This is a genomic window from Herbaspirillum lusitanum (assembly GCF_026127345.1).
Lineage (GTDB): Bacteria > Pseudomonadota > Gammaproteobacteria > Burkholderiales > Burkholderiaceae_D > Herbaspirillum > Herbaspirillum lusitanum.
Genome location: NZ_QXFG01000003.1, coordinates 196748 through 213208 on the forward strand (window position 1 = coordinate 196748; position 16461 = coordinate 213208).

15 protein-coding genes are annotated in these 16461 nt (G+C 61.2%); 4 read left to right on the forward strand and 11 right to left on the reverse strand.

Going from position 1 to position 16461, the window contains the following annotated elements:
- The first annotated feature begins 105 nt into the window (after positions 1-105).
- The gene (locus DXT88_RS02160) at positions 106-864 is read left to right on the forward strand and encodes an SDR family oxidoreductase (protein ID WP_265211406.1); all 759 of its coding nucleotides are present in this window, start codon (positions 106-108) and stop codon (positions 862-864) included.
- A gap of 44 nt (positions 865-908) precedes the next feature.
- Here DXT88_RS02160 and DXT88_RS02165 read toward each other — a convergent pair whose 3' ends face one another.
- The 9 genes from DXT88_RS02165 to DXT88_RS02205 all read right to left on the reverse strand — a co-directional run bounded on the left by DXT88_RS02165 (position 909) and on the right by DXT88_RS02205 (position 7694).
- Positions 909-1508, reverse strand: a complete 600-nt coding sequence (locus DXT88_RS02165; protein ID WP_265211566.1) for a UbiX family flavin prenyltransferase — start codon at positions 1506-1508, stop codon at positions 909-911.
- A 10-nt stretch (positions 1509-1518) separates the two neighbouring features.
- A complete protein-coding gene (grxD, locus tag DXT88_RS02170) occupies positions 1519-1830 on the reverse strand; it encodes a Grx4 family monothiol glutaredoxin (protein ID WP_016834447.1) in 312 nt (103 codons plus the stop codon).
- A 316-nt stretch (positions 1831-2146) separates the two neighbouring features.
- The gene (hpf, locus tag DXT88_RS02175; protein ID WP_265211407.1) at positions 2147-2500 is read right to left on the reverse strand and encodes a ribosome hibernation-promoting factor, HPF/YfiA family; all 354 of its coding nucleotides are present in this window, start codon (positions 2498-2500) and stop codon (positions 2147-2149) included.
- Between the two features lie 123 nt (positions 2501-2623).
- Positions 2624-4105 carry an RNA polymerase factor sigma-54 gene (locus tag DXT88_RS02180; RefSeq protein WP_016834449.1) on the reverse strand — a complete coding sequence of 494 codons (1482 nt, stop codon included), beginning with the start codon at positions 4103-4105 and terminating at the stop codon, positions 2624-2626.
- Between the two features lie 35 nt (positions 4106-4140).
- Positions 4141-4884, reverse strand: a complete 744-nt coding sequence (gene lptB / locus DXT88_RS02185; protein ID WP_265211408.1) for an LPS export ABC transporter ATP-binding protein — start codon at positions 4882-4884, stop codon at positions 4141-4143.
- A 1-nt stretch (position 4885) separates the two neighbouring features.
- A complete protein-coding gene (gene lptA / locus DXT88_RS02190; protein WP_016834450.1) occupies positions 4886-5443 on the reverse strand; it encodes a lipopolysaccharide transport periplasmic protein LptA in 558 nt (185 codons plus the stop codon).
- Positions 5444-5506: 63 nt separating this feature from the next.
- Positions 5507-6118 carry an LPS export ABC transporter periplasmic protein LptC gene (lptC, locus tag DXT88_RS02195; RefSeq protein WP_016834451.1) on the reverse strand — a complete coding sequence of 204 codons (612 nt, stop codon included), beginning with the start codon at positions 6116-6118 and terminating at the stop codon, positions 5507-5509.
- On the reverse strand, positions 6115-6666 hold the full coding sequence (locus DXT88_RS02200; RefSeq protein WP_265211409.1) for a KdsC family phosphatase: 552 nt from the start codon (positions 6664-6666) through the stop codon (positions 6115-6117). Before DXT88_RS02200 ends, lptC begins: the two co-directional genes overlap by 4 nt.
- Positions 6666-7694, reverse strand: coding sequence for a KpsF/GutQ family sugar-phosphate isomerase (locus DXT88_RS02205; protein ID WP_265211410.1), 1029 nt, complete (start codon positions 7692-7694; stop codon positions 6666-6668). The genes DXT88_RS02200 and DXT88_RS02205 overlap by 1 nt, the downstream gene beginning before the upstream one ends.
- 249 nt (positions 7695-7943) lie before the next feature.
- Here DXT88_RS02205 and DXT88_RS02210 point away from each other — a divergent pair, with 249 nt between their 5' ends.
- The 3 genes from DXT88_RS02210 (at position 7944) to DXT88_RS02220 (ending at position 12708) form a co-directional block, all read left to right on the forward strand.
- Positions 7944-9932 (forward strand): cation:proton antiporter domain-containing protein, encoded by a 1989-nt coding sequence (locus DXT88_RS02210; protein WP_029363487.1) that lies wholly within the window; start codon positions 7944-7946, stop codon positions 9930-9932.
- Positions 9933-9945: 13 nt separating this feature from the next.
- Positions 9946-10872: an AEC family transporter gene (locus tag DXT88_RS02215; protein ID WP_265211411.1), complete on the forward strand. Its 927-nt coding sequence runs from the start codon at positions 9946-9948 to the stop codon at positions 10870-10872.
- 99 nt (positions 10873-10971) lie between these two features.
- A complete protein-coding gene (locus DXT88_RS02220) occupies positions 10972-12708 on the forward strand; it encodes a methyl-accepting chemotaxis protein (RefSeq protein ID WP_265211412.1) in 1737 nt (578 codons plus the stop codon).
- Positions 12709-12797: 89 nt separating this feature from the next.
- On the opposite strand, the gene DXT88_RS02225 is transcribed toward DXT88_RS02220, so the two are convergent.
- A complete protein-coding gene (locus DXT88_RS02225; protein WP_265211413.1) occupies positions 12798-13562 on the reverse strand; it encodes a phytanoyl-CoA dioxygenase family protein in 765 nt (254 codons plus the stop codon).
- A 22-nt stretch (positions 13563-13584) separates the two neighbouring features.
- The gene (uvrA, locus tag DXT88_RS02230; RefSeq protein WP_265211414.1) at positions 13585-16440 is read right to left on the reverse strand and encodes an excinuclease ABC subunit UvrA; all 2856 of its coding nucleotides are present in this window, start codon (positions 16438-16440) and stop codon (positions 13585-13587) included.
- Positions 16441-16461: the final 21 nt, after the last annotated feature.

A 16461-nucleotide genomic window follows, 5' to 3' on the forward strand; every position in this document is an offset into this window, starting at 1 on the left:
CCCGCGCTGCGACAGCTGCTATAGTAAAACGCTCGACAAGACCGTGCCGCACCTACTGGCGCGCACGGCACATCCCATTTCCAGGAAAACAGAGGAGCACAGAAGATGGCAGCACCGAAGAAAATCGCATTGGTCACCGGCGCCGGTTCCGGCATCGGCAAACAGATTTCGCTGGCCCTGCTGCGTGACGGTTATGCCGTCGTGCTGGCCGGCCGTCGCCAGCAGCCGCTGGAAGAAACCGTCAGGGCGGCTGGCGAGTTCGGCGCCAATGCGTTGGTGGTGCCGGCCGACGTCAGCGATCCGGCTTCGGTGAAGAACCTGTTTGCCAAGACCAGGGAGAAATTCGGTCGCCTCGATCTGCTGTTCAACAACGCCGGCATCTTCGCGCCGCCAATGTCGCTGGAAGAACTCAGCTACGAGCAGTGGAAGTCGGCAGTCGACATCAACCTGACCGGCGTTTTCCTGTGTACCCAGGAGGCGTTCCGTCTCATGAAGGAACAGTCGCCGCGCGGCGGCCGCATCATCAACAACGGTTCGATTTCGGCGCACGCGCCGCGGCCGTTCTCGGTGTCGTACACCGCGACCAAGCATGCGATCACCGGCCTGACCAAGTCGACTTCGCTGGACGGTCGCCGCTACGACATCGCCTGCGGCCAGATCGATATCGGCAATGCCTCGACCGACATGACCGAGCTGATGAAGAAGGGCACCTTGCAGGCCGATGGATCGACCCAGGTTGAGCCGACCATGGATGCCGACCATGTGGCGAAGGCGATCCTCTACATGGACAGCCTGCCGCTGGATGCCAATGTGCAGTTCATGACGGTGATGGCGACGAAGATGCCTTTCATCGGCCGCGGCTAAGATATTCTTCCGCAAACAAAAACGCTGCCTCAGGCAGCGTTTTTTTATGTCGGCTGATTTTTCAGACCGGCCCAGCGCGGCGTCAGCGCATGCGGAATGTCGTAGAGGTCTAGCACGCGGCCCAGCGTGTGATCGATCATTTCGGCGATCGATTGCGGGCGGTGGTAGAAGCCGGGCAGCGGCGGGAAGATGATGCCGCCCATTTCGGTAACGCTGGTCATATTGCGCAGGTGGGCCAGATTGAACGGCGTTTCACGCACCATCAGCACCAGGCGGCGGCGTTCTTTCAGGACCACGTCGGCGGCGCGCGAGATGAGATTGTCGGACAGGCCGTTGGCGATGGCGGCAAGCGTCTTCATCGAACAGGGCGCAACGATCATCCCCGACGAGGCGAACGAACCGCTGGCGATCGAGGCGCCGACGTCGCGCACCGGATGGACCACATCGGCCAGCGCTTCGACGTCCTTGCGGCTCATGTCGAGTTCCTGGTGCAGGTTCAGCACACCGGCTTCGGACACCAGCAAATGGGTTTCCACATTCGCCTCGCGCAGCACGTCCAATAGCCGCACGCCGTACGCCACGCCGGTCGCGCCGGTGATGGCGACGATCAGGCGTTGGCGGGGCGGCGTGGAATTTGTAGCGATGGACAGGAGATCAGTCCTTGAACAGGGTTTGCAATTCGCCCGATTCGTACATTTCGCTCAGGATATCGGAGCCGCCGATGAATTCACCCTTGACGTACAGCTGGGGAATGGTCGGCCAGTTCGAGTATTCCTTGATGCCCTGGCGCACGTCGGCGCTTTCCAGCACGTTGACGGTCACGATGTTTTCCGCGCCGCTGGCCTTGAGCAATTGGATCGCCTTGCCCGAGAAGCCGCATTGCGGGAATTGCGCCGTGCCCTTCATGAACAGCACGACGGGGTTTTGGGTAACGGTTTCCTTGATCCAGGATTGGACTTCGCTCATGACTACACCTTCAAAAAGTTCGCAATGCCGCCATTATATGAAAAAGCGGGCGCGTGCGTTGGGAGAGTGCCGTTGTGCAGGGAATGTCTTTCAGGCAACACGGCGCGGTTTATGTTCTGGCCTGCTGTGACCAACATGTAAATGATTTGCGGGATTGCAAGACAGGCTTGGGAGGCAGGCGGAAAATATTCCGTAAAAGATCTTGGAATATTTGAAAGGGTTTGAAAAAAACCAATAAAGTCATGCCGCGAAAACAAGAAAGGGCGCTTGCGCGCCCTTTTTCTGTTGCCGGTCCAGTCCGCCGGCTAGTTGGCTATCACGAGGCAGTTGCGGAAACCGGTTCTTCCGGCAGGCGTTTTGCCATCGAGTGATGGTTTTGTACGCGGTCCTTGTGCTTGATGACCTGGCGATCCAGCTTGTCGATCAGCATGTCAATGGCGGCGTACAGGTCGTGTGCAATGCTCTCGGCATGCAGGTCTTTCCCCTTGATATGAACGTTTATTTCTGCTTTCTGGCGTTTTTCTTTTTCGGTCAGCTTGTCTACGCTGAGAATGACACTGATGTCGATCACATGGTCAAAGTGGCGCTTGATGCGCGTCAGCTTGTTTTGCACGTACTCGCGGATGGCGGGGGTCAAATCGAGGTGATGGCCACTAATGGTCAGATTCATACAGCACTCCTATCGTGAGATTGCTGGAGGTTCTTACGCATTGTCCGGTTGCTTGCAGGCAGCACCAGAACAAAACACCCGAACTCAACAGAACACAGCAACGATGCTTTGCTTCAGAAAAACTTACAGAGATTTGCGGAGATTCACCGGCGGGATTTTGAGCACTTCGCGGTATTTCGCGACGGTCCGTCGCGCCACCACCATGCCCTGTTCCGCCAACATATCTGCAATCTTGCTATCAGAGAGTGGGTTCTTAGGGTCTTCTGCTCCTATCAGTTGTTTGATGAGAGCCCGTATCGCAGTGGAGGAAGCTTCACCTCCGGTTTCTGTTGCGACGTGGCTGCCGAAGAAGTATTTCAACTCAAACATGCCATGCGGGGTCAGCATGTACTTCTGAGTCGTTACACGAGAAATAGTGCTCTCGTGTAGACCTAGTGTATCAGCTATTTCGCGCAACACAAGGGGGCGCATGGCAACTGCGCCATGTGAAAAAAAGTTGCGTTGCCTCTCAACAATTGCCTGGGCGACACGCAAAATCGTGTCGAAGCGCTGACGCATATTTTTAATCAGCCACTTGGCTTCCTGCAGCTGCGAACCGAGCGATCCGTCGCCCTTGGTTTGCTTGAGCGCATTGGCGTACATGGCGTTGACGCGCAGTCGCGGCATCACGTCATGGTTGAGCAAAACCTGCCAGCCGTCCTTGGATGCTTTGACAATCACGTCGGGCACGACGTAGTCGGACCGGCCCGAGGCAAACACCGCGCCGGGATGCGGATGGCACTGGCGGATCACGGCTTGCGCCTCGCGCAGGTCTTCATCGTCGCAACCGAGCGCCTTCTTGATCTTGTTGAAATCGCGCTGGGCGAACAGCGCCAGATAATCCTCGACGATGGTGAGCGCGAGCCGGCGTGTGACAAAGGCAACTTTCGGCAGGCGCCGGATCTGCAGCGCCAGGCATTCCGAAGCACTGCGCGCGCCGACGCCGGCCGGATCGAAACTCTGCAGCAGCTTCAGCGCAATGGTCAGTTCGTCAAGTTCGATTTCCAGTTCTTCGGGCAGGCGTGCGTGGATTTCTTCCAGCGGCTCTTCGAGATAACCGTGGTCATCAATCGCATCGACGATCAGCTCGATCAATGCGCGATCGCGCAGGCTGCGTACGGTGAGGCGGGTCTGCTCCTGCAAGTGTTCGCGCAAGGTGACGTCGTGCGCTTCGAGTTGCGGGCGCGAGTCTTCGTCGTCGGGCGTCTTGCCGGTGCGGGCGACGTCGTCGAAGCTCCAGTCGGCGTCGCTGCCGGCATGCTCGTCGCCGGCCGGGCTGTCCTGCGGATCGCCGGCTTCGCCTTCAGCGGGCGCGGCGCTGGGCGCGCTGTTCTCGACCGGCTCGGCCTGCGCCGAAGGCGAGCTGCTGAGGGCGCCGTCGGCCAGCAGCCGCACGGAATTGTCGAGCGCGTCGTCGAGGCGTTCCAGCAGTGGATTGTCCGACAGGATCTGTTCCAGTTCCTGATGCAGCTCCAGTGTCGACAGCTGCAGCAAACGGATCGACTGCTGCAACTGCGGCGTCAATGCGAGATGCTGGGAGGTGCGAAGCTGGAGGGATTGTTTCATTCAGTTTTCAGTTGGCCGCAAAAATTGCGTGCAGATTACATGCGGAAGTGTTCGCCGAGATACACGCGGCGCACGGATTCATCGGCGATGATGTCGTCGGGGCTGCCGCTGGCCAGCACGGTGCCCTGATTGATGATGTAGGCGCGGTCGCAGATGCCCAGTGTTTCGCGCACGTTGTGGTCGGTGATCAGCACGCCGATGCCGCGTTCCTTGAGGAAGCGCACGATGCGCTGGATCTCGATCACGGCGATCGGATCGATACCGGCGAACGGTTCGTCGAGCAGCACGAAGCGTGGATCGGTCGCCAGCGCGCGCGCGATCTCGACGCGCCGGCGTTCGCCGCCGGACAGCGACAACGCCGGGCTTTCGCGCAGCTTCTCGATCTGCAATTCGTGCAGCAGGCTGTTGAGGCGGCCTTCGATTTCATCGCGGCTGAGCGACTTGCCGTCTTCCTTGCGCAGTTCCAGCACGGCGCGGATGTTGTCTTCCACGTTGAGCTTGCGGAACACCGAGGCTTCCTGCGGCAGATAGGACAGGCCGAGTTGCGCACGCTCGTGGATCGGCAAGCGCGAAATCGCCGAACCGTCGAGGTCGATCTCGCCGCCGTCGGACGGCACCAGGCCGACAATCATGTAGAACGAGGTGGTCTTGCCGGCGCCGTTGGGGCCGAGCAGTCCGACCACTTCGCCGCTGGCGACCTCGAGCGAGACATCGCGCACGACCTGGCGCGCGCCGTAGCTTTTTTGCAATCCGCGTACAACCAGAGAACTGATCGCCATGTTATTGGCCCTTCGAAGAATCGACGCGCGGCTGGATGATCGCGGTGATGCGACCGCCGCCGGGTTTGCTTTCGCCGGTGTTGGTGTTGTTGACCGAATAAAACTCGGCGCGGCTGTCGTAGGAGATGAACTCGCCGTTGACCTCGTCGGTCACGCGCGGGCCGTCCATGCGCTGCATATGGGCACGCGTAAACAGTTTCGAGATTTCAGTCTTCTCGCTGTATTCGATGCGTTCGGCCTGGCCTTCGATCCAGAGGTTCGGACCGCCGTCGCGCTTCTGGCGGAAACTCGCCAGTTGGCCCGGCGCTGCGTACAGGATGGCGAATTCATAGCCGGCCGGGTCGGTGGTCAGCACCACCTTGCCGGCCTTGATCAGCAGCGTGCCGCGCGTGAGCACGACGTTGCCGGTGAAGGTCTTCACCTGCTTGACGTCGTCGTACACCATTTGCTCGGCTTCGATGCGGGTCGGCTTTTCCGTGTCGGCGCGTTCGGCGCGGGCGATGCCGGCGACGCTCATCAGAAGCACGGTAAACAGCGGCAGTAGGGATGTCGTTTTCATAGGATCCTGCGCAAGTATCTCGTTTGATTGTGCCAATTGGCGATAGGGGCTGAGGGCTAACGGCTAACGGGACGGACGTGAGCGCGGCTGGTACGTGCCGCGCACATTGTGGAGCAATTGAAATTCCTGCGTCGCGTTGTTGGCGATCATGCCGGTGCCGGTCATGATGGATTGCCCCATCGTGATTTCCACCGGCTTGTCGGTGCGGGCGATGTCTTCATCGGGCAGCAACAGAAGGTATTCGGTTTTCAGGTGCATGTCTTCGGCAGTGCCGAACGCAGAGCGATCGGCGTTGACGTTGTCATACATGTGGATCTTGCTGTTGTCGTCTTCAATTCTGGCGCGCTGCGAACGCAGGGTCATCGGCGGCTTTTCCTTGGTCAGGCTGGTGATGACGGGCAAGGTCACTTCGAACGAATCGTCGGTCGGGAAATGCACCATCTTCTTGCCGGTGATGTCGTAGCGCGGCTGACCGGTCTCGGACATCTTCACGTAACTGAAATCTTCAACGTAATAATCCGGCTTGCTGCGCGGACGCGCGGCCAGCGTGTCGTCGGTATTGCGCCGCATGACTTGCAGCACCCAGAAGCTGCCCAGCGCCAGCGCCGTCAGCACCACCAGGATGACGATCAGCCGGATGCGCTGCGCTGAGCGTTCGCCGCTGCGGTTGCTCATGCCAGGTAAGCGGCCAGGGCCGCCTCGTAATAGCCTTGCGCGGTCAGGATGAAGTCGCAGACTTCGCGCGCTGCGCCGTTGCCGCCGGCGCTCTCGGTGATGTAGTCGGCGCGTTGTTTGACGTCGTGATGGCCGTTGACGACGCAGGCCGTGAAGCCAACCTTGGTCAGCACCGGTAAATCGATCACGTCATCGCCCAGGTAGCCGCAGGCAGACATCGCGATACCGGTTTGTTCCAGCAACTGCGCAAACGCGACGCGCTTGTCGTGCACGCCCTGGAACACATGGGCGATGCCCAGGTCCTTGGCGCGGCGCAGGACGATCGGCGATTGGCGCGCGGTGATGATGGCCGTGGCGATGCCTGCGAATTGCTGCAGCATCTTGATGCCGTGGCCGTCGAGCGCGTTGAAGCGCTTGACCGGTTCGCCTTCCGGGCCGTAATACAGGCCGCCGTCGGTCAGCACGCCGTCGACGTCGAAAATCATCAGCCGGACTTGCCGGGCGTTGGCGATTGCGGCCGCGCTGGCCTTGCTGAATCGATCCGTCATCAGATTACCTTGGCGCGGGTCAGGTCGTGGATATGCAGCGCGCCCACCAGCTTGCCCTGGGCGTCGGCCACCAGCACCTGGTTGATGCGAAATTCTTCCATCAACTGGACGGCGTCGACCGCCAGCTGATCGGGATTGATGGTGCGCGGCCCGCGGTGCATGATGTCGGCAATCGACGACTTGGTGAAATCTTCACCGCGCTCCAGCAAGCGGCGCAGGTCGCCATCGGTGAATACGCCGATCGGATGGTAGTCGTCGTCGACGACGGCGGTCATCGCCATGCCCTTGCGGGTGATTTCCATCAGCGCCGCCGACAGCGACACATCCGGCTTGACCGCCGGAATGGCGTCGCCGGTGCGCATCACGTCGCGCACGTGGGTCAGCAGGCGGCGGCCCAGCGCACCGCCGGGATGCGAGCGGGCAAAGTCTTCTTCGAGGAAGCCGCGTGCGTCCAGCAGCGATACTGCGAGCGCGTCGCCCATCGCCAGCGTGGCGGTGGTGCTGGCGGTAGGGGCCAGGTTGAGCGTACAGGCTTCCTTGGCGACGCCGACGTTCAGGTGGATCGCCGACAGGCGCGCCAGGCTGGAGTCGTCGTTGCCGGTCATGGCGATCAGGTAGGCGCCCATGCGCTTGATGATGGGTACGATGGCCATGAGCTCGGCGGTCTCGCCGGAATTCGAGATGGCGATGAAAACATCGCCAGGGGTGACCATGCCGAGATCGCCGTGCGCGGCTTCGGCCGGATGCATGAACAGCGCCGGCGTGCCGGTGGACGCGAAGGTGGCGGCGATCTTGCGGCCGATATGGCCGGATTTGCCAATGCCGGAGACCACCACGCGGCCCTTGCATTCGAGCAAAACGCCGACGGCGCGGGCCAGCGGTTCGGCATCGGCGTCCGACATGCGGGATTTCAGCGCCAGGATGGCGTCGGCTTCGATCTGGAGGGTTTGACGGGCGAGCTCAAGCGCGCGCTGGGCGCGTTCTGCAGAAAAAGATTTTGGCAAGATTTTGGCTTCGGTTACACTCATAACCGAAGTATAAACGAATTACGAAAGCAAAAAACTTGCCAGATGTAACCTCGTGTAGCGTCAGGGATGCCATGCCGCTGAATCCGGCGCGGCAATCTGTGGCGCAAACGCATGAAAAACCTGGGGACCAGGCTGGTCGCAGCAGAGATGCTGCAATGCGATACCGATCGGAATCCATGGGCGGCAGGCATGATTCTGGCTTAAAGGCCTTGTGGCCTCCACATTAAAAATTGCTTCGTTTTCCACTACATGTTTTCAGGACTAGAGCTCACTCTTTTTCTACTCGGCGCCGCAGTGCTTGGGGTTGTCGCTTTTCGGATGATGCATCTGCCGCCGATGCTGGGTTATCTCGTCGTCGGCATCGTGATCGGCCCACACGGACTCGGTTTTGCCGACGACAATGAAACCACGCACGCGCTGGCGGAGTTTGGCGTGGTGTTCCTGATGTTCTCGATCGGGCTGGAATTCTCGCTGCCCAAATTGTCGGCCATGCGGCACATCGTCTTCGGCCTGGGCGTGGCGCAGGTGCTGGCGACTATCGCGGTGGCCATGGTGTTCGGCTGGAGCGCTGCCTACATCCTCCCGCAACTCAATGAAATCAGTTGGCCGGCGGCGTTTGCGCTGGGCGGCGCGCTGGCGATGTCGTCCACCGCGATCGTCTCCAAACTGCTGACCGAGCGGCTCGAGCTGGAAACCGAACACGGCCGCCGCATCCTCGGCATCCTGCTGTTCCAGGATCTGGCGCTGGTGCCGCTGCTGATCATCGTGCCGGCGCTGGCCAAGAATTCCGGCAATCTCGTCGTCACGCTGGCCTGGGCCTCGATCAAGGCGCTGGTGGTGCTGGCGCTGCTGCTGTTCTTCGGCCAGAAGCTCATGCGCAGCTGGTTCCAGATCGTCGTCAAGCGGCGCTCGCAGGAACTGTTCATGCTGAATCTGCTGATGATCACCCTCGGCGCCGCCTGGATTACCGAAAAGGCCGGGCTGTCGCTGGCGCTGGGCGCGTTCATCGCCGGCATGCTGATTTCCGAAACCGAATACAAGCACCAGGTGGAAGAAGACATCAAGTCCTTCCGCGACGTGCTGCTCGGGCTGTTCTTCATCACCATCGGCATGCTTCTGAATGTGCACCTGGTGCTGGAACACTGGTGGCTGGTGCTGCTGCTGCTGGTCGGCCCGGTGCTGCTCAAATTCGTGCTGATCGCCGGTCTGGCCAAACTGTTCGGCTCCACCACCGGCGTGGCGCTGCGCACCGGCCTGGCGCTGGCGCAGGCCGGAGAATTCGGTTTTGTGCTGCTGAACCAGGCGGGCGGCCTGCAACTGATGGATCCGCTGCTGATCCAGGTCATCCTGGCGTCGATGGTGCTGTCGATGCTGGCGGCGCCGTTCCTGCTGGCCAAGTCCGACGCCATCGTGATGAAGCTGTCGGCCAACGAATGGATGCTGCAATCGCTGGCGCTGACGCAACTGGCCACGCGCACCATGTCGAGCCAGAAGCACGTCATCATTGCCGGCTTCGGCCGTAGCGGCCAGAGCCTGGCCAAGCTGCTCGAAGAAGAAGGCATTCCCTACCACGCGCTGGAAATGGACCCGGACCTGGTGCACGACACCCGCGAAGCCGGCGCCAATGTCTCCTACGGCGACGCCGCCCGCCGTGAAAGTCTCGTCGCCGCCGGCATTCACCGCGCCGCTGCGCTGGTGGTGACCTACGCCAGCACGCCCTCGGCGCTGAAGGTTTTGCACCACGCCAACGAACTGGCGCCGACCTTGCCGGTCATCGTGCGCAGCCACGACGATGCCGATCTCGACAAACTGCTCGAGGCCGGCGCCACCGAAGTCGTCCCCGAAGCGCTGGAAGGCAGCCTGATGCTGGCCTCGCATGCGCTGGTGATGCTGGGTGTGCCGCTGCGCCGCGTGGTGCATCGCGTGCAAAGCGCGCGCGACGAGCGTTACACCTCTTTGCGCGGCTATTTCCACGGTGCCTCGGACGTGCCCGAAGACAATGACAACCTCAACGTGCGGCTGCAATCGGTCGCGCTCAACGAAGGCGCCAGCGCCATCGGCAAGACGCTGTATCAGGTCGCGCTGGAGCAATTCGACACCGAAGTCACCATGCTCAGGCGCGGCAAGCTGCGCGTCGGATTCACGCCGGACACCGTCTTGCAGACCGGCGACATCGTGGTGTTGCGCGGCACCGGCGAAAACATCCTGCGCGCCGAAAAACGCCTCCTCAAAAAGTAAATCGCGGACCTGAATGGAAATCCTTGAACGCATCACCGGGATCATCCTTCCCGTCTTCGCCATCATCGCCATCGGCTACGGTTATGCGCGCTGGCGCGGCGAAGTAGTGCGCTCCGACATGGCCTCGGTCAATCGCGTATCGATGGAGGTGCTGGCCCCGCTGATGGTGTTCAGCGCCTTGTCGGCCAAGGATTTCGACCTCGCCCACAATGGCTGGCTGATCCTTGCCAGCGTGATCATTTCGCTTGGCTCCGCGCTGCTGGCCTGGCCGGTGGCAACAATGCTGGGCTACGACAAGCGCACCTTCCTGCCGCCGATGATGTACAACAACGGCGGCAACATGGGCGTGCCGCTAATGCTGCTGGCGTTCGGCCCGGAGAGCCTGTCGGCGGCGGTGGCCTTGTTCACGGCGGCCACCTTCGTGTATTTCTCGCTGGGCATCAGGATGCTGCAGCATGGACGCGCGATCACCACCCGTCCCGGATCCTTCCTCAAGCTGTTCAAGAGCCCGATCATGGTCGCCATGGTGCTGGGCGTCTTGTTCGCGGTCTTGCACGTGCCATTGCCGCCGCCGGTATTTTCGGCGATGAAGCTGCTCGGCGAGGCCAGCATCCCGATCATGCTGTTCGCACTCGGCGTGCGCATGATGGACATCAGTTTCAAGAGCTGGCACATCGGCCTGGTCGGCGCGGTGACGTGTCCGCTGGTCGGACTGGCCGTTGCCTTCGCGCTCGATCAGGTGTTGCCGTTGACGGCAGGCCAGCGCGGCCAGATGTATCTGTTCGGCGCCTTGCCGCCGGCGGTGTTGTGTTTCATGGTGGCGGAACAATATCGCCAGGAACCGGACAAGGTGGCGTCGATCGTGCTCATGGGGAACCTTGCAGCGCTGATCTTCGTGCCGCTTGGTCTATGGTTGGGATTGCAACCTTCAATCCGTTGAAATAAGCTCTGCGCCGGGCCTTGTTTTGCGTATCTTGGTACGGGAAATGCTTACAAAATATGGCACTCCGGGTGCTTAATCGACTGTAAGGAAGTTGTCATGTTCAAGAATTTTTCCATCAAGGCGCGGCTCGTTTTTGTCGTCAGTTTCCTGTCCTTGTTGCTGGCGTTGTTCGGCGCCGTCGGCCTGACCAGCCTGCAACAAACCAATTCCGCATTGAAATCGTTATACGAAGACAGGGTGGTTGCACTCGGGCAACTGGCGCAGGTGACCACCGCCGTTGAATCCGGCCGCTACGCCATTTCGACGGCCATCGTCGGCGACTCCGGCGAAATCGACAAGAACATGGATGCGCTTGAGAAGACGCTGCAAGACGGCGAGAAGGTTTGGCAAGCCTATCTGGCGACCTCGCTGACCGCGGAAGAAAAGCAGCTCACCGAGCAATTCACCGCGCAAAAGAAGAAGTTCATCGCCGAAGGCGTCAAACCCGCTGTGGAAGCGCTGCACAACCGCGACTTCCAGGGCGCAACCGACCTGTACAACGGTCCGCTGCTGGAAATATTCAAGCAGATCAACGTCACCATGGCCAAGCTGACCCGCTTGCAGCAAGACGTCAGCAAGCAGCTCTACAACGAATCGCAGGCGCGTTACGACACCTTCCTGACCCTGACCATCGCCGCCATCGTGGTCGGATTGTCGGTCGCGCTGATCATGGGAATCTGGCTGGTGCGGGCGATTTCCGGACCGCTCAATGAAGCCGTCCGGGTGGCGCGCGGCGTGGCCGACGGCGACCTGACGCAAGACATCATGGTGCATTCGCGCGACGAAGCCGGCCAGCTCATGGAGGCCTTGAAAACCATGAACGCCCGCTTGCAGCAGATCGTCGGCGAAGTGCGCGTGAGCACCGACACCATCTCCACCGCCTCCAGTGAAATTGCCAGCGGCAACCTCGACCTGTCCGCACGCACCGAAAGCCAGGCCGGCTCGCTGGAAGAGACCGCCTCGGCCATGGAAGAGCTGACCTCGACCGTCAAGCAGAACGCCGACAACGCGCGCCAGGCCAATCAACTGGCCGCGTCGGCCTCGCAGATCGCGCAAGAGGGCGGCAACGTCGTCAGCCAGGTGGTGGTGACGATGAACAACATCAACGATTCGTCGAAAAAGATTGTCGACATCATCAGTGTGATCGACGGCATCGCATTCCAGACCAACATCCTGGCGCTCAATGCGGCGGTGGAAGCCGCCCGCGCCGGCGAACAGGGCCGCGGCTTCGCCGTGGTGGCGTCGGAAGTGCGCAGCCTGGCGCAGCGCTCGGCTGCCGCCGCAAAAGAAATCAAGACCCTGATCGACGACTCGGTGCAGAAGGTCGGCGAGGGCAGCAAGCTGGTCGAGCAGGCCGGCGTCACGATGGATGAAGTGGTCGCCAGCGTCAAACGCGTGACCGACGTCATGGGCGAGATCACCGCTGCCAGCCAGGAGCAAAGTTCGGGCATCGAAGAAGTCAACCGCGCCATCACCCAGATGGACGAGACCACGCAGCAGAATGCCGCGCTGGTCGAACAAGCCGCCGCTGCGGCGCAATCGTTGCAGGACCAGGCGCAACGCCTGACGCAGTCGGTCAGCGTGTTCAAGCTGGACGGCAATCGCCAGTTGACATCGACGCCGAAGACGTCGACCCCGGTGCGCACGGTCGACATCACGCCGCGTCCGGTAGCGGTCACCGCGGAGAAGAAGCCTGCGGCCACTGTGGCTAGGACGGCGAAGCCCGCCGTTGCACCGGCTTTGCCCGCGAGTGCGGCGGTCAAGCCGAACGACGACGACTGGGAACAGTTCTGACGCGTTAGTTTTGACGCGTCTCTTCGGGACGTAAAAAAGGGTGTTGCCGGCAATGGCAACCCCCTTTTTTGTGAGCAGTCAGTTCGTCGTCAATCCAGCGCGATATCTTCCGCCGCCGCCGAGCGCGTGCCCGCAATCGGCGCATTGCTGCGGCCGTGATAGGCGAACACCACCGAGGCCTTGACCTGGTCCGAACTGTTGCGACCGGCGGCATGGAACAGGCCGCTGTGGAACAGCACCACGTCGCCTTTTTCGAGCGGCACGGAAATCCCCTGCGCAAACAGCGCCTGGTTGGCCGGTACTTCCGGACGCAGGAAGTCGAGTTCGTCCATCTGGTCCGGTTGCAATTGCAACAGGTGCGAACGCGGGATGAACTTGAGGCCGCCGTTGTCGGCGTGTTCCGGACCCAGCGCCAGCCAGACCGAAATCAGCTCATTGCGCGGGAACGACCAGTAACGGATATCGCGATGCCAGCCGGTTGCCGTGCCGAAGGTCGGATGCTTGGTCATCACGCAATTGTGATGCGCCAGCGTGACGCTGACCGGCTCCTCGAACAGCTGATGCAGCGCCGCCACCAGAGACGGATTGGACGCCCACGCGCGGAAATGATCGTCGCGCTGCCAAGCCGCGCGCAAGCGTCGCGCCGTGCGACCGCCCGGTGCGTCGAGCGATGAAGGCGCGCCTGCGTAGCCGACTTCGGCTTCGTATTCGAGCGGCGCCACGGCCTGTTGAACATGGGCACGGGCTACCGCCAGCATGTCGTCGCAGGCGGCTGCCGGAACGAAGCCCTTGAGCAGCAGGTAACCCTGGCTGCGGAAGGCCTCGATCTGGGCTGATGAGAGTGGAGCTTCCATGGCTGGCCTTGGGTCTTTCCTGCTACTTCTTCTTTTTCAACAGCGGCGCCAGGTAATGACCGGTGATGCTTTCCGGGTTCCTGGCGATGTCTTCGGGGGAACCGACGGCGATGATCTTGCCGCCGCCGGCGCCACCTTCGGGACCGAGATCGATGACCCAGTCGGCGGTCTTGATGACGTCGAGATTGTGTTCGATGATGGCCAAGGTATTGCCCTGGTCGCGCAGGCGATGTATCACTTTCAGCAACAGGTCGATATCGTGGAAATGCAGGCCGGTAGTCGGCTCGTCCAGGATGTACAGCGTACGCCCGGTATCGCGTTTGGACAGTTCCAGCGACAGTTTGACGCGCTGCGCCTCACCGCCCGACAGCGTGGTCGCGCTCTGGCCCAGCTTGATGTAGCCGAGGCCGACGTCGAGCAGGGTTTGCAGCTTGCGCGCGATCAGCGGCACCGGCAGGAAGAAGGTATGCGCGTCTTCCACCGTCATCTCGAGGATTTCGGTGATGTTCTTGCCCTTGTATTGGACTTCCAGGGTTTCGCGGTTGTAGCGCTTGCCGTGGCAGACGTCGCAGGGAACGTAGACGTCCGGCAGGAAGTGCATCTCGACCTTGATCACGCCGTCGCCCTGGCAGGCTTCGCAGCGGCCGCCCTTGACGTTGAACGAGAAACGCCCGGCGCTGTAGCCGCGCTCCTTGGCGGCAGGCACGGTGGCGAACAGGTCGCGGATCGGTGTGAACAGGCCGGTGTAAGTCGCCGGATTCGAACGTGGGGTGCGACCGATCGGCGCCTGGTCGACCGAGATCACCTTGTCGAAATGTTCCAGGCCGCTGATCGATTCATGTTCTGCAGGTTCGGTCTGCGAACCGTACAGGTGGCGCGACGCCGCCAGGTACAGCGTGTCGTTGACCAGCGTCGATTTGCCCGAACCGGACACCCCGGTCACGCAAGTCAGCAGGCCGACCGGCAGGTCGAAGCTGACGTTCTTGAGGTTGTTGCCGGTGGCGCCGGTGATGGTCAGCTGGCGTTCCGGATCGGGCTGCACGCGCTTCTTCGGTACGCTGATTTCCAGCGAGCCGTTGAGGTATTTTGCGGTCAGCGATTTCTTGCTCTTGAGGATGTCTTCCAACGTGCCCTGGGCGATGATGTCGCCGCCATGCACGCCGGCGCCCAGACCCATGTCGACCACGTAATCGGCGGTGCGGATGGCGTCTTCGTCGTGTTCCACCACCAGCACGCTGTTGCCGATGTCGCGCAGGTGCTTGAGCGTGCCGATCAGGCGATCGTTGTCGCGCTGATGCAGGCCGATCGACGGCTCGTCCAGCACGTACATGACGCCGGTCAGGCCGGAGCCGATCTGCGAGGCCAGGCGGATGCGCTGCGCTTCGCCGCCGGACAGCGTATCGGCGCTGCGCTCCAGCGACAGATAATCGAGGCCGACGTTATTGAGGAATTTCAGGCGCGAGATGATTTCCTTGATGATGCGATCGGCGATTTCTTTCTTGGCGCCGGTGAGTTTCAGGTTCTCGAAGAACGACAAGGTCTCGCGCAGCGGCGTCGCGGCGACTTCATAAATCGCGCGCTGCTGGCGACCGGCGCCGATCTTGACGAAACGCGCTTCCACGCGCAGGCGCGCGCCAGCGCAGGATGGACATTCTTTTTCGTTGATGAACTTGGCCAGTTCTTCCTTGACCGCCATCGAATCGGTTTCGCGATAGCGGCGCTGCAAATTGGTGACCACGCCTTCGAAGGTGTGCTCGCGTATGACGGTGCGGCCGCGTTCGTTCACATAGGTGAAAGGAATAGTCTGGCGGCCGGAACCGTACAGGATCACTTGCTGGGATTTTTCCGGCAATTGCTCGAACGGAATGTCGATGTCGAATTCATAGAACGCCGCCAGGTTCGACAGCATCTGGAAGTAGAATTGGTTGCGGCGATCCCAGCCCTTGATCGCGCCGCTGGCCAGCGACAGGTTCGGGAAGGCGACGATGCGCTTCGGATCGAAGAACTCGATATGGCCCAGGCCGTCGCATTCCGGGCAGGCGCCCATCGGATTGTTGAACGAGAACAGGCGTGGCTCCAGTTCCTGCAGCGAATAGCCGCAAGTCGGACAGGCGAATTTGTTGGAGTAGAGATGTTCCTTGGCGGTATCCATCTCCAGCGCAATGGCGCGGCCATCGGCGATGCGCAGCGCGGTTTCAAAACTTTCCGCCAGGCGCTGCTTGATGTCTTCCTTGACCTTGACGCGGTCGATGACGACGTCGATGGTGTGCTTTTCGGTTTTCTTCAGCTTGGGCAGGTCATCGATTTCATAGACCTTGGCCGTGCCGGTGCCGCTCTGGATGCGGAAGCGCACGAAGCCGTGCGCCTGCATCTGCTCGAACAGGTCGACGTGCTCGCCCTTGCGGTTGGCCACGACCGGCGCCAGGATCATCAGCTTGGTGTCTTCCGGCATGGCCAGAACGGCGTCGACCATCTGCGACACCGATTGCGCGGCCAGCGGGTTTTCCGGATGGTCGGGGCAATAAGGCGTACCCACGCGTGCGTACAGCAGGCGCAGATAGTCGTGGATTTCGGTGACGGTGCCGACGGTCGAGCGCGGATTGTGCGAGGTCGCTTTCTGCTCGATCGAGATCGCCGGCGACAGGCCTTCGATCAGGTCGACGTCGGGCTTTTCCATCAGTTGCAGGAACTGGCGCGCATAGGACGACAGCGACTCGACATAGCGGCGCTGGCCTTCTGCATACAGCGTGTCGAACGCCAGCGACGACTTGCCCGAGCCGGACAAGCCGGTGATCACGATCAGTTTGTTGCGGGGTAAGTCGAGGCTGATGTTCTTCAGATTGTGCGTGCGTGCGCCGCGAATGCGAATTTCTTCCATGGATGCCTTCAGCGTAAGTTT

What these genes read in the sequence shown, in the direction of transcription:
- DXT88_RS02160 (WP_265211406.1), top strand. Translation starts at nt 106, where the DNA reads ATGGCAGCACCGAAGAAAATCGCATTGGTCACCGGCGCCGGTTCCGGC.
- grxD (WP_016834447.1), bottom strand. Translation starts at nt 1,830, where the DNA reads ATGAGCGAAGTCCAATCCTGGATCAAGGAAACCGTTACCCAAAACCCC.
- hpf (WP_265211407.1), bottom strand. Translation starts at nt 2,500, where the DNA reads ATGAATCTGACCATTAGTGGCCATCACCTCGATTTGACCCCCGCCATC.
- DXT88_RS02180 (WP_016834449.1), bottom strand. Translation starts at nt 4,105, where the DNA reads ATGAAACAATCCCTCCAGCTTCGCACCTCCCAGCATCTCGCATTGACG.
- lptB (WP_265211408.1), bottom strand. Translation starts at nt 4,884, where the DNA reads ATGGCGATCAGTTCTCTGGTTGTACGCGGATTGCAAAAAAGCTACGGC.
- lptA (WP_016834450.1), bottom strand. Translation starts at nt 5,443, where the DNA reads ATGAAAACGACATCCCTACTGCCGCTGTTTACCGTGCTTCTGATGAGC.
- lptC (WP_016834451.1), bottom strand. Translation starts at nt 6,118, where the DNA reads ATGAGCAACCGCAGCGGCGAACGCTCAGCGCAGCGCATCCGGCTGATC.
- DXT88_RS02200 (WP_265211409.1), bottom strand. Translation starts at nt 6,666, where the DNA reads ATGACGGATCGATTCAGCAAGGCCAGCGCGGCCGCAATCGCCAACGCC.
- DXT88_RS02205 (WP_265211410.1), bottom strand. Translation starts at nt 7,694, where the DNA reads ATGAGTGTAACCGAAGCCAAAATCTTGCCAAAATCTTTTTCTGCAGAA.
- DXT88_RS02210 (WP_029363487.1), top strand. Translation starts at nt 7,944, where the DNA reads ATGTTTTCAGGACTAGAGCTCACTCTTTTTCTACTCGGCGCCGCAGTG.
- DXT88_RS02215 (WP_265211411.1), top strand. Translation starts at nt 9,946, where the DNA reads ATGGAAATCCTTGAACGCATCACCGGGATCATCCTTCCCGTCTTCGCC.
- DXT88_RS02220 (WP_265211412.1), top strand. Translation starts at nt 10,972, where the DNA reads ATGTTCAAGAATTTTTCCATCAAGGCGCGGCTCGTTTTTGTCGTCAGT.
- DXT88_RS02225 (WP_265211413.1), bottom strand. Translation starts at nt 13,562, where the DNA reads ATGGAAGCTCCACTCTCATCAGCCCAGATCGAGGCCTTCCGCAGCCAG.
- uvrA (WP_265211414.1), bottom strand. Translation starts at nt 16,440, where the DNA reads ATGGAAGAAATTCGCATTCGCGGCGCACGCACGCACAATCTGAAGAAC.